Here is an 11443-nt window from a genome sequence, read left to right as displayed (position 1 = left end):
CGGCGGGTCGAGGGCCAGCGCCCGCGCCAGGACGACGCGCTGGCGCTGGCCACCCGACAGGCCGCGACCGCGTTCGTCGAGCCGGCCCTGCCAGCCTCCGGGCAACGCGTCGTAGACGTCCTCGGCGTTCGCGGCCGCCAGCACCTGCTCAGCCTGCTGCTGGGTCAACCGCTGGTGCGGGTCGACGGCCTCCTGCAGGGTGCCGGCGAACAGGCTGCTGCCGGTGTCCGAGACGTGGATCGTCTCGCGGACGGTGCGCAGGTCGGCTTCGGACAGGTCGACGCCGCCCAGGGTCACGTTCCACGGCCCGGAGGCACGGGCGAGGTCCAACAGGGCGGCCTGCTCTCGTCGGGCGGCTCGCGCCCGACGCTCCTGTCGGGCAGCACGGCCCTTGAGCGACTCCTCCAACTCGTGGGCCACAGGGTCGGTCCCGGGCGGCAGGTAGCGGCCCAGCCGGTCGGCCAGCGCGGCCGAACGCTCCGGCACGGCGTCGACCACGATGGTCAGTCGGCGCGGGTGGGCCACGAACCCGGTCGCCTCGTCGACCAGCTCACACGACGGGTCCAGCGGGACGGGCACCGCCCGGCGGGTCCACGGCGGGCGCTGTTCGAAGATGGCGACGGCCTTGCGGGCGGAGACCAGGGCACGGGTGACCTTCTGCGCCGCCTCCAAGAACGTGCGGATCGGCCCCACCATGAACAGCGCGTAACCGAGGAAGCTGACGAGCTGGCCGATGCTGAGCCGGCCGGCGAACACCTCGTGCGCACCCGCCCACATCAGCAGCACGATGAAGACTCCCGAGAAGAGCACGCCGAGCCCCTCCACGACCGCCTGCCAGATGCCGGCCGAGACGCCGGCCTGCATGGCGCTGCGGGACTGTCGCGCATAGTTCTGGCCGAAGGTGCGCTCACCGCCGATCCCCCGCAGGATCCGCAACCCGGCGACGATGTCGGTCGCCATGGAGGTCAGCTCGGAGTTGCGCGAGCGCTCCAGGGCCTGCCTGCGGTGCAGCGGCATGAGCAGGGGTCCAGCGGCCCCGGCCAGCAGGGGCGCCGCGACCAGCACCATGATGCCGAGTTTCGTCGACGTGCTCAGCACGATCGCGGCGACACCCAGGAAGGCCAGCAGCTGCGCGCCCGCCCGGGTCAGGATCTCGGCCATCGCGCCGAACTCGTCGGAGTCGCTGGAGGCCACGGATAGCACCTCGCCGGTCGGCAGCCGCCGGGGTAGGACGTGTCCGAGCTGTGCGGTCTTGCGGGTGACCATCTCGGTGGTCCCGTAGAGCGCGATCAGCCAGCCCCGCACGACCAGGGTGTGGACGAGGATGCCGCAGACCGCGCCGACCAGCGTGACGACCAACAACACACCCGACCATCCGGCAATCTGCGCCGGCTCCCCCGTCAGCACACCGTCGTCGATGGCTCGACCGAAGATCCACGGCCCGAGCATCAGCGGGAGCTGCCAGAACACGCCGAGCAGGAGGCTGGCCGCGAGCACGTCGGGCTGCCGGCGCAGCATCCAGCGCAGGAATCGCGCCGGGCTGGCCGTGTCGGGGTTCTCGCTCGACGCCTCCCGGCCAGACCAGAAGGTGTCGATGCGGGGAGGGAAATCGCGCATGGCGACGCCGAGCGTACTGGGCGCCCCGACCCGCCGGCATCCCAATATCCCTCGCCGCCAAGATCACCGGTTGGCATCGATTTGGTTACCTCTGCCGCTACCGAGCGCGCGTGGGTTCCGTCTGCGTGCGGCCTCTGGTTAGGGTGCACGGATGACAGACGCCCTACCCGCCGCGCACGTCGATCCCGACGGCGCCGCCTCGACCTCCGGAAGGCCGCACACCGGCGAGCCGCTGGTCGTGCTGGATCACGTCAACAAGCACTTCGGCGAGCTGCACGTGCTCAAGGACATCGACCTGACCGTGCACCACGGTGAGGTGGTCGTCGTCGTCGGACCCTCCGGGTCGGGCAAGTCCACCCTGTGCCGCACCATCAACCGTCTGGAGACCTTCGAGAGCGGCTCGATCAGCATCGACGGCAAACCGCTGCCCGACGAGGGCAAGGACCTGGCCAGGCTACGTGCCGATGTCGGCATGGTGTTCCAGTCGTTCAACCTGTTCGCGCACAAGACGATCCTGGAGAACGTCACGCTCGGGCCGATCAAGGTGCGCGGCGTCAAGAAGGCAGAGGCCGAGCAGCGCGCCCGCGAGCTGCTCGAGCGGGTCGGCGTGCAGGCGCAGGCGGACAAGTACCCCGCCCAGCTGTCCGGAGGTCAGCAGCAGCGGGTGGCCATCGCCCGCTCCCTGGCCATGGACCCCAAGGTCATGTTGTTCGACGAGCCGACCTCGGCGCTCGACCCCGAGATGATCAACGAGGTCCTCGACGTCATGACCAAGCTGGCCAGGTCCGGCATGACCATGGTCGTGGTGACCCACGAGATGGGATTCGCCCGCAAGGCGGGTGACCGCGTCGTGTTCATGGCCGATGGCCAGATCGTCGAGGAGAACACCCCGGAGGAGTTCTTCCTGCACCCCCGGTCCGACCGAGCCAAGGACTTCCTCGGCAAGATCCTGACCCACTGACCCCCTCGCAACACCCCTCACCTGACCCCACCCATCTCTCGACCCAGGAGTCATCATGAACGCGCGCCGCACCACCGCCCTCGTCGCCACCGCCTCGATCGCCGTCCTCGGCAGCACCGCCCTTGCCGCCTGCGGCTCGGACAGCGGCAGCGGCGACGGGGGCGACGGCATCACCGTCGGCATCAAGTTCGACCAGCCGGGCCTCGGCCTGAAGGAGGGCTCGAAGTACACCGGTTTCGACGTCGACGTCGCCACGTACGTCGCCAAGCAGATGGGCTACGACGAGGACCAGATCACCTGGAAGCAGACGCCGTCGCCGCAGCGTGAGCAGATGCTCCAGGCGGGTCAGGTCGACATGATCTTCGCGACCTACTCGATCACCGACGAGCGCAAGCAGAAGGTCGACTTCGCCGGTCCCTACTTCATCGCCGGTCAGGACCTGCTGGTGCGCTCCGACGACAGCTCCATCACGGGTGTGGATTCGCTCAAGGGCAAGAAGCTCTGCTCGGTCAAGGGCTCCACGTCGGCACGCAACGTGAAGGAGGACGTCCCCGGCGTGAACCTGCAGGAGTACGACACCTACTCCAAGTGCGCCGAGGCCCTGGCCAACGGTGCCGTCGACGCCCTGACGACCGACAACACCATCCTCGCTGGCTACGCGGCACAGCCGGCCTACAAGGGCAAGCTCAAGGTTGTCGGCAAGACCTTCAGCGAGGAGATCTACGGCGTCGGCATCAAGAAGGGCGACAAGGACCGCTGCACGAAGATCAACGACGCCCTCAAGAAGATGATCGACGACGGCGCGTGGCAGAAGGCGGTCGACGCCAACTTCGGTCCGGCCGGATTCAAGGTCGACACCAAGGTCAACCCGCCCAAGCCAGGCGGCAGCTGCTGATCCGTCCGAACCGCAGGGTGAGCGGACGACATACCTGTGACGAGTATGTCGTCCGCTCCCCGTCCCGTCACCACAAGGAGAGCTGATGGGCGAGCTTTTCAGCCAGTTCAACATCCTCGGCGCCTTCTGGGTGACCATCCAGCTGACCTTCTTCGCGGCCATCGGGGCCCTGGTCATCGGGACGGTGGTGGCGGTGATGCGGGTGTCGCCTGTGCCGATCCTGCGGGGCTTCGGCACCAGCTACGTCAACGTCTTCCGCAACACACCGCTGACGGTGATCATGGTCTTCACCAGCCTGGGGCTGTGGCAGACCCTCGGACTGGTGCTGGCCGACGAGCAGAGCCAGCACTTCTTCAAGGACAACAACTTCCGTCTCGCGATCGTGGCGCTCGCCGTCTACCACGCCTCCTTCGTCTGCGAGTCGCTGCGCAGCGGAATCAACACCGTCCAGCCCGGTCAGGCGGAGGCGGCCCGGTCGATCGGCCTGACCTTCTTGCAGAACATCCGCTACGTGGTGCTGCCGCAAGCCTTCCGGGGCGCGGTCACCCCGCTCGGCAACACGCTGATCGCACTGATCAAGAACACCACCGTGGCCTCGGTCATCGGGGTGGCGGAGGCGTCGTTCGTCATGGCGGACATGCTCGACGCACGGGCTGACGTGCTCTTCCTGATCTTCATCATCTTCGCGATCGGCTTCGTGATCCTGACCCTCCCCGTCGGCCTGCTGATCAGTGCCGTCTCCGAGCGCCTGGCGGTGAAGCGATGAGCAGTGACCAGACCGTCCTGTATGACGTGCCGGGCGCCAAGGCGCGGGTGCGTCACCGCCTCTACGGCGCGGCCAGCATCGTCGTCGCCCTGCTGGTCCTGTGGTGGGTGCTGACCAAGTTCGCCGACAAGAACCAGCTGGAGGCGGCCAAGTGGTCACCGTTCCTCGATTGGGTCACCTGGAAGGAGTACCTGCTCATCGGCCTGCGGCAGACGTTGATCGCCGCGGTCATCTCGATCGTCTTCGCGGCGGTCCTCGGCCTCCTGCTGGGTCTGGGCCGGATGTCCCAGATCCGGCTGATCCGGTGGCCCTGTGCCGTGTTCGTGGAGTTCTTCCGCGCCGTGCCGGTGCTGCTGATGATGTACTTCACGTTCCGCCTCTACAACCAGTACGGGTTGTTCTCCGACGACCTGCGGGCGCTCGCCGCGGTGGTCACGGGGCTCACCTTCTACAACGCGTCCGTCATGGGCGAGGTGCTGCGCGCCGGTGTCGCGTCGCTGCCGGCCGGCCAACGTGAGGCAGGGCTGTCCATAGGCCTGCGTCCACCACAGGTGTTGCGCGCGATCCTGGTCCCCCAGGCTCTCACCGCGATGATGCCGATTCTGGTCAGCCAGCTGGTCATCGTGCTCAAGGACACCGCGCTCGGCTCGGCGATCCTCTACGACGAGCTGCTCAACTGGGGCCAGACCCTCGGTTCGGCACAGGCCAACACCGTGCCGGTGCTGATCGTGGTGGCCGTCATCTTCATCCTGCTCAACTACGCGCTCACCAAGGTGGCCGGGCGGCTGGAGAGGCGGTTGCGCCGGCGCGGCGCCTCCAAGGGCGTCGACGCGGAGGGGACCGGGCTCGGCGCCGAGGTCACGGGCCCTGACATGCGCTACAACACCCAGACCGGGCTCTAGTCCGGGACAGTTTCCGCTCCTCCTGGACACTCGCTGAAAACTCCACCTTGGGCGTCGATCTCGCGACACTTTGCGCCGCCCAACAGCTTCTCGACGGAGAAGTCGGCTGTCGAAGCCGACCGAGTTGTTACTCGAAATGTGTCAAAACGGTCACATCCGTGTAGCGTTCATCGACAGTTCGAGAAATCAAACCCTGATTTGGAGGGCATTGCCTTGAAGGTCACCATCGACTCCAGCGAACCGCTCGACGACGCTCTGCGGGTCATCGGCGCACTGTATGACGTCACGCTCACTGCCGCTTCCTCGGCACCGCGGGAGCAGACCACGCTCTCCGAGGCAACTCCAACCACGAGCCGCGGCAACCGTCGCGGACGCCGCACGGGGCGGGCGGCCAAGACGGCCTCGCGGTCCAGGCGCGCCCCGCGCAAGGCGGCGGCCAAGCGCCCTTCGGTCACCACCGCCCAGCTGCGCACCTGGGCCAGGGACAACGGCCACGAGGTCAGTGACCGGGGACCCATCTCCGAGACGGTCGCCGCCGCCTACAGGGAGGCCCAACAAGCCTGAGGCACACCGCCGCACCGACCGCAGCTACTTGCTGGTGCCCTGCGAGACCGACCCCTGCAACTGCCGTTGGAAGATCATGTAGACGATCAGGACCGGCACCACCGTGATGACGACGGCGGCGAACAGCGCTCCGAAGTCGACCGAGTAGCCGGCCTGCGAGGCAAACTTCGCCATGCCCTGGGTGAGGACGTAGTTGCTCTCGTCCGAGTTCAAGGCGATGGGCAACAAGAACTGGTTCCACAGTCCGACGAAGTTGAGGATGAGCACCGTCGCGAGACCCGGCCGGGCCATCGGCAGCATCACCTGGAAGAACGTCCGCCACTCCCCCGCACCGTCGATGGCAGCGGCCTCGGCGATGGTGCTGGGCAGCGCCTTGAAGAACGAGAAGAGGAAGAACACCGTGAAGGGCAGGGCGAACGCAGCATACGTGAAGATCAGCCCCGGCAGCGTGTTGAGCAGACCCATCTGCTGCAGCAGGAAGAACAGCGGCACGATGGCCAGGAAGATCGGGAAGGTGAGACCGGCCAGCATGAGGTAGTAGATGATCCGGCTCCCGGGGAAGGGGAACCGGGCCAGCACGTAGGCGCACATCGAACCGAGTGTCATCGTCACGATCAGCGCGCCTGCCACCACGATGATGGAGTTGAGGAAGTAGTCCCCGATCCCCGCGGTGGTCCAGGCGTTCACGTAGTTCTGGAAGTTCCAGTGCTTCGGCAACGAGAACGGTGAAGAGTGGATCTCCTCCGAGGTCTTGAAGGACGACAGCACCGTCCACAGCATCGGCAGAATGACGATGAGGCTCCAGATCGTCAGTGCCGTGTGGGCGGTGGTGGCGACCACCTTGTCGCCGCGACCGGCCCTGCCGCCGCCGTGGTCGGTCGTCCCGGTGGGGTTGCGGGACGTCTCGGTCATGGTCATTCCGTGATGTCCTCGTGCCCGCCGGTCAGCCAGTTCACCACGAAGACCAGCCCGGCGAAGGTCAGGGTGATGGCGGCCAGGACAACACCCATGGCGCAGGCCAGACCGAACTTGCCCTGGGTGAAGGCGGTGCTGAACAGTTGCTGCGCCATGACCAGGGTCGAGTTGTTGGGTCCGCCACCCGGGTTCATGGCCACCATGTAGACGAAGGCGTCCAGCGAGAGGATGCCCATGTAGATGTAGGCCGTCTGGATGTTGTCGCGGATCATCGGGATGGTGATCCGGGTCATCGTCCGGAACCTGCCCGCCCCGTCGATCCGCGCCGCCTCGTAGAGCTCCGCGGGAATCCCCTTGATGCCTGCAACGAACAGCACCATGTAGAAGCCCACGAAGCCCCAGACGATGACGAACATGGTGGCGACCATGGCGGTGCGCTCGTCCCCCAGCCAGGGGAAGGAGGAGAACTGCTGGAACCCGAGTCTGGTCAGGACCCCGTTGAGCAGTCCGGCGCTCGGGTCGTAGATCTGCTGCCACATGATGCCGATGATGATGGCGGGCACGACGTACGGAAAGAAGGAGATGACGCGGTAGAAGCTGGAGTTGCGCAACCCCTTGATCCTGCCGTGGCTGCTGCCACCCACGGTCACGAACGACGCCAGCACCAGGCTGAGCACGATGGTCACCACCGGCAGCACGATGACCAGGGTGATGCTGTTGCCCACCGACTTCATGAACGTGCCGTCGCCGAGCAGCGTGCGGTAGTTGCTGATTCCCACGAAGTTCATCTCCGGCGAGAACCCCGACCAGTCGGTCAGCGAATAGTAGACCGCCTGGACGAACGGGGACACGACGAAGGCGAGGTAGAACACGACCGGCACGCCGAGGAATACCAGGAAGAAGCTGACCTTGTCGAACGTCAGCTTCTTCCCAGGGCGCCGACGTGTCCGGGCAGGCTTGGTGCTGCCCGGCGCAACCCCGGTGCCGAGTGCCGTCACGACACCTCGACCTTCTTGATCGAGTCGTCGTTGCGGATCTTGTCGGTGAGCTGCTGCATGCCCTTGGTCAACGTCGCGACGTCGGACTTGCCGTCCAGGAAGGTGTTCCACAGGACCAGCAGGTCGGTGTTCATCCCGTAGAAGTCGACGAAACCCCAAGTGAACACCTTGTCACCGGCTGCCTCGAGCATCTTGGTCTGCGAGACCAACGCGGTGGATCCGAAGCCGTCGGCCGGCACCGTGTCCTTGACGATGGTCGACGACAGGATGTTCTTGGCGAAGTTGGTGGCTGCGTCCTTGGACAACATCGCGCGCAGGAACTCCTTGCCGCCGGCGGCGTTCTTGGCCTTGGTCGGCACGATGTAGGCCTCCGCAGCGGCGCTGTGCAGCGCCTCGTACGGCATCTTCGAGTTGGTCGTGACGGTCGGCGCCGGTGCGCCCGTCATCTTGAAGCCCTTCTTGGTCTCCTTCTTCATCTCGTTCTCGATCCACGAGCCCGAGGGGTACAGGATGGCCTCCTCCGCGTTGCTCCACTGGGCCTGCGCGGCGGTGAACTGGGTACCTGAGCCACCGGGCTTGACATAGCCGGCCTTGATGATCTTCTCCATGGCCTTCAGCACGTCCTGCACGGCCGGCAGCGACCAGCAGCCCTCCTTCAGGTTGTCCAGGGCCAGACGCACCTCGTCGCCGCCCTCCTTGATGGCCGAGCCGATCGCGAGGGTGAGGTAGTACGTGGCCGCCTCCTTGCCCCAGCAGAAGAGGTACTTGTCCTCCTTCTTCGCCTTCGCGCCGAGGTCCATCATCTCGTCCCAGGTCTTGGGCACGGTCCACCCGTGCTGCTCGAACAGCGATGCGGAGTACCAGACGCCGAAGACGGTGAGCACGTAGTTGATGGCCGCGAGCTTGTCACCGAAGGTGCCCGGTTTCAGCACGCCCGGGTAGAGCGTGTCCTTGATGACCTTGCCCTCGTAGTTCTTCGCGTCGACGACGTCCTTCAGATCCTCCAGCTGCGACAGGACCGTGGCGATCCCGATGCTGCCGGCGCCGGAGTTGTCGATCACGTCAGGCGGATTGCCGCCGACGAAGCGCGGCTGCAGCTCCTGCGCGATCTTGGTCGCGGGAGAGACCTTCACGGTCGCCCCGGACTGCTCCTTCTCCACCATCTTGCCGGCGAACTTGGCGTAGTCGATGCCGTAACCACCGTTGAAGATGACCGCATCGACGGTGGAGCTGGCCGGCATACCGAACGGGTTCTTCGCCGATGAGGCGGCCGACCTGCTGCCGGTGGGAGCCGTGCTCTTGGCGGTGCCCGACCCGGCGCATGAGGCGATCGTGCCGGCGAGCGGCACCGCGAAGGCGGTGGCCAGCGCTCCGCGAAGGAAGTCGCGACGCACCAGCGGCGTGTCCTGAATCGTCATGGTGTACTGCCCTTCATTGGTGGGAACTGTGGCCGCGACCCTGAACGGGGGCGCCAGCCTTGCACGACGCGGGTGTTCATGCTTCCCGTCTGATCTTGTCGCGGTAGAGATCTTCGAGTTTCCTGTTGTGCTCGTCGCCTTCGGGGATGTTAGCCGAGAGGTAGACCGGCGGCTTCGCACCGCGATCGGCGAGTTGTTGGACGACCCCTATCGTCAACAGTTGCGCGAGGAAGGCGGCCGTGAGGGAGGAGACCGCGCCGACGGCCACTCCGCCCGACAGCTGCACGGTGGCGTCGCCGAACGGAGCCCGGTTGTCGAGCACGACGTCGGCCACGTCGCACAGACGCCGGCCGCTCGGGTGCTTCGGCTCGACCTGACTGGTGTGTTCGAGACTGGTCACCGCGATCACCTGGTGCCCCCTGGCCTGTGCCAGGAGCGCGAGCCCGACGATCGAGCCGTTGACCCCGGAGTTGGACGCGATCATGAACACGTCGTCGCGGCCGACCGGCGAGAGGTCAAAGAGCTCCTCGACCAGGGAGTCGTCCCGCTCGAGCCCGGATCCACCGAGCAGTTCCACGCCTCGACCGCCGTGCAGGACGAGGTCTCGCAGCGCGATCTTGTTGGTCGGCACGAGGCCTCCGGCCCGCCCCGCGATCTCCATGGCGAAGGCCTCCGAGTGACCGGTGCCGAAGGCCTGGACCACCCCGCCGGCGTCGATCGCTCGCACCATCAGGGCGATCGCCGGGTCCAGCGCGCCGTCTCGCGCGTCGGCGGCGAGCGCCTCGAGCCGAGAGCTCACCTCCCCGAGGTAGCGGTCGACGAGCTCGGACCGCCCGGGCTGGTCGTGGTCACCGGACATCGCCTTCAGCCTCCCTTCACGGAGGTCGTCGCGGCGGACCGGCCCTGGTGGGCGCGTCCGGAGGCGTGTGGCTGGCGGTGCGCGGCAACCGCGACGGCCGTGGTCGCGAGGTTGGTGGTCGAGCGTTGGAAGTTCTGTTGCGCCACCAACAGGTAGAGCAGGTCCAGGACCAGCAGCTGTACGTGTTTGGCGGAGAGGTCGTCTGGCTGCAGGAAGTGTTCGTAGACGGAGGTGATGATGGCCAGGTCCGCCGACTCGACCAGGGGCGATCTCGGGTTGTTGCTGAGCGCGATGGTCAGGGCGCCGGCTTGGCGCGCCTCCCTGAGCATCTGGAGGGTTTCCAGGGTGCGTCCTGTGTTGGAGATGCCCAGCGCGACGCAGTCGTCGTCCTGGATCGACGCGCTCGTCAGTCCCGCGTGCACCTCGGCCCAGTGGTGGGCGTTGATGCCGATGCGGTAGAGGCGCGCCTGCAGCTCTTCGGCCAGGACGGCGCTACCGCCGACGCCGTAGATGTCGACGTGCCGGCTGCCGGCGATCCGCTCCGAGATCTGTTGCATCAGCTCCAGGTCCATCACGGCCGCCGTCTCCTTGAGCGACCTGCCGTGCGCGTTCAGGAGGGTGCTCAGCACCGCTGAGGGTGAGTCATCGGGCCCGAACGCCCGGCCGATGTCGGTCGTCCAGGTCTCGCGCGCGTCGGTGCGGCCGAGGTCGGTCGCGATGCTCATCCGGAACGCGGCATAGCCGGGGTATCCGATCAGCCGGCAGAATCGGGTGACGGTCGCGGCGGAGGTCCCGGCGCGCTCCGCGAGGTCGCCGATCGACCCCTCCAACGGGGCGTTCGGGTCCTCGATGAGCAGCGCGGCCACCTTGCGCATGGCACTGGACATCTCCGGGAGCCGGGCGCGGATGCGGTTGACCGCTCCGTTGGCCGGTGCGGGGCCCGGGGCAGGGCGAGACGCATTCACGGGAATCCGTTTCTCCTCTGCCTCCAGGGAGCTGAAACTTATTCTTACCGTACAGTGCGACGGAGACCACCACGACTACGAATCGGTAACGATGGACACGATCCTCGCCATGGACGCCGGCGGCACGACGACGCGCGCGCTCGTCGCCGACCGGACCGGTCGCGTGCACGGCTACGGTCTGGCCGGCAGCGGCAACCCGGTCTCCGCCGGCCTCGACGCCGCGATGAGCTCACTGGTCGAGGCCGCCTCCCGCGCGCTGGAAGCCTGCGCTCAGCCGGTGTCCCTCGCCAGCGCGCTGATCGTCATGGCCGGCGCCAGCTCACGGATGCCGGGCGAGCAGATCCCGGAGCGACTGGCCGGGATCGGCGTGCGCGGCCCGGTGCGGGTCGAGTCGGACCTGCTCGGCGCCTTCTGCTCCGGCACCATCCGTCGCGAGGGGTATGCCCTGGTCGCCGGCACGGGTTCGGTCGCCGCCCGGGTCAGGGCCGGCCGGCTCGACGCCGTCGCGGACGGCACCGGGTGGCTGCTCGGCGATGCCGGCTCAGGCTACTGGGTCGGTCACCGCGTGGCGACGGCCGTCGCC

At 67.1% G+C, this 11443-nt stretch carries 12 protein-coding genes; 6 read left to right on the top strand and 6 right to left on the bottom strand.

Features of this window, described 5'->3' with window-relative positions; translation table 11 throughout:
• Positions 1–1617 (bottom strand): ABC transporter transmembrane domain-containing protein (locus tag FRW57_RS10345; RefSeq protein WP_152185951.1); only part of this gene is annotated, 1617 nt, incomplete at its 3' end.
• A gap of 151 nt (positions 1618–1768) precedes the next feature.
• On the opposite strand from FRW57_RS10345, the gene FRW57_RS10340 reads away from it, so the two are divergent.
• The 5 genes from FRW57_RS10340 (at position 1769) to FRW57_RS10320 (ending at position 5705) form a co-directional block, all read left to right on the top strand.
• Positions 1769–2578 (top strand): amino acid ABC transporter ATP-binding protein, encoded by an 810-nt coding sequence (locus FRW57_RS10340; protein ID WP_137120900.1) that lies wholly within the window; start codon positions 1769–1771, stop codon positions 2576–2578.
• A 55-nt stretch (positions 2579–2633) separates the two neighbouring features.
• Positions 2634–3473, top strand: coding sequence for a glutamate ABC transporter substrate-binding protein (locus tag FRW57_RS10335; protein ID WP_137120899.1), 840 nt, complete (start codon positions 2634–2636; stop codon positions 3471–3473).
• Positions 3474–3558: 85 nt separating this feature from the next.
• Positions 3559–4239: an amino acid ABC transporter permease gene (locus FRW57_RS10330; protein WP_137120898.1), complete on the top strand. Its 681-nt coding sequence runs from the start codon at positions 3559–3561 to the stop codon at positions 4237–4239.
• The gene (locus FRW57_RS10325) at positions 4236–5141 is read left to right on the top strand and encodes an amino acid ABC transporter permease (RefSeq protein WP_137120897.1); all 906 of its coding nucleotides are present in this window, start codon (positions 4236–4238) and stop codon (positions 5139–5141) included. Before FRW57_RS10330 ends, FRW57_RS10325 begins: the two co-directional genes overlap by 4 nt.
• Positions 5142–5354: 213 nt before the next feature.
• A complete protein-coding gene (locus tag FRW57_RS10320) occupies positions 5355–5705 on the top strand; it encodes an Lsr2 family DNA-binding protein (protein WP_162308154.1) in 351 nt (116 codons plus the stop codon).
• Between the two features lie 24 nt (positions 5706–5729).
• Here FRW57_RS10320 and FRW57_RS10315 read toward each other — a convergent pair whose 3' ends face one another.
• The 5 genes from FRW57_RS10315 to FRW57_RS10295 form a co-directional block, all read right to left on the bottom strand.
• Complete coding sequence (locus FRW57_RS10315; RefSeq protein WP_137120895.1) at positions 5730–6617, bottom strand: carbohydrate ABC transporter permease; 888 nt, start codon at positions 6615–6617, stop codon at positions 5730–5732.
• A gap of 2 nt (positions 6618–6619) precedes the next feature.
• Positions 6620–7618, bottom strand: a complete 999-nt coding sequence (locus FRW57_RS10310; RefSeq protein WP_137120894.1) for a carbohydrate ABC transporter permease — start codon at positions 7616–7618, stop codon at positions 6620–6622.
• A complete protein-coding gene (ngcE, locus tag FRW57_RS10305) occupies positions 7615–9036 on the bottom strand; it encodes an N-acetylglucosamine/diacetylchitobiose ABC transporter substrate-binding protein (protein WP_152185950.1) in 1422 nt (473 codons plus the stop codon). Before ngcE ends, FRW57_RS10310 begins: the two co-directional genes overlap by 4 nt.
• 76 nt (positions 9037–9112) lie before the next feature.
• Entirely contained in the window at positions 9113–9895 is a 783-nt protein-coding gene (locus FRW57_RS10300; RefSeq protein ID WP_137120892.1) for a sugar isomerase domain-containing protein, read from the bottom strand.
• Positions 9896–9900: 5 nt separating this feature from the next.
• On the bottom strand, positions 9901–10860 hold the full coding sequence (locus FRW57_RS10295; protein WP_238384581.1) for a MurR/RpiR family transcriptional regulator: 960 nt from the start codon (positions 10858–10860) through the stop codon (positions 9901–9903).
• A 91-nt stretch (positions 10861–10951) separates the two neighbouring features.
• On the opposite strand from FRW57_RS10295, the gene FRW57_RS10290 reads away from it, so the two are divergent.
• On the top strand, positions 10952–11443 hold a 492-nt coding region (locus FRW57_RS10290; protein ID WP_275263133.1), incomplete at its 3' end, for a BadF/BadG/BcrA/BcrD ATPase family protein.

The sequence above is a fragment of the Segeticoccus rhizosphaerae genome, assembly GCF_009192725.1.
GTDB lineage: Bacteria > Actinomycetota > Actinomycetes > Actinomycetales > Dermatophilaceae > Segeticoccus > Segeticoccus rhizosphaerae.
This window is presented reverse-complemented; position numbering and strand designations above follow the sequence as displayed.

Excerpts from the sequence above, each read along its gene's own strand:
- FRW57_RS10340 (WP_137120900.1), top strand. The coding sequence starts at position 1,769 with ATGACAGACGCCCTACCCGCCGCGCACGTCGATCCCGACGGCGCCGCC.
- FRW57_RS10330 (WP_137120898.1), top strand. The coding sequence starts at position 3,559 with ATGGGCGAGCTTTTCAGCCAGTTCAACATCCTCGGCGCCTTCTGGGTG.
- FRW57_RS10300 (WP_137120892.1), bottom strand. The coding sequence starts at position 9,895 with ATGTCCGGTGACCACGACCAGCCCGGGCGGTCCGAGCTCGTCGACCGC.
- FRW57_RS10335 (WP_137120899.1), top strand. The coding sequence starts at position 2,634 with ATGAACGCGCGCCGCACCACCGCCCTCGTCGCCACCGCCTCGATCGCC.
- FRW57_RS10325 (WP_137120897.1), top strand. The coding sequence starts at position 4,236 with ATGAGCAGTGACCAGACCGTCCTGTATGACGTGCCGGGCGCCAAGGCG.
- FRW57_RS10315 (WP_137120895.1), bottom strand. The coding sequence starts at position 6,617 with ATGACCGAGACGTCCCGCAACCCCACCGGGACGACCGACCACGGCGGC.
- ngcE (WP_152185950.1), bottom strand. The coding sequence starts at position 9,036 with ATGACGATTCAGGACACGCCGCTGGTGCGTCGCGACTTCCTTCGCGGA.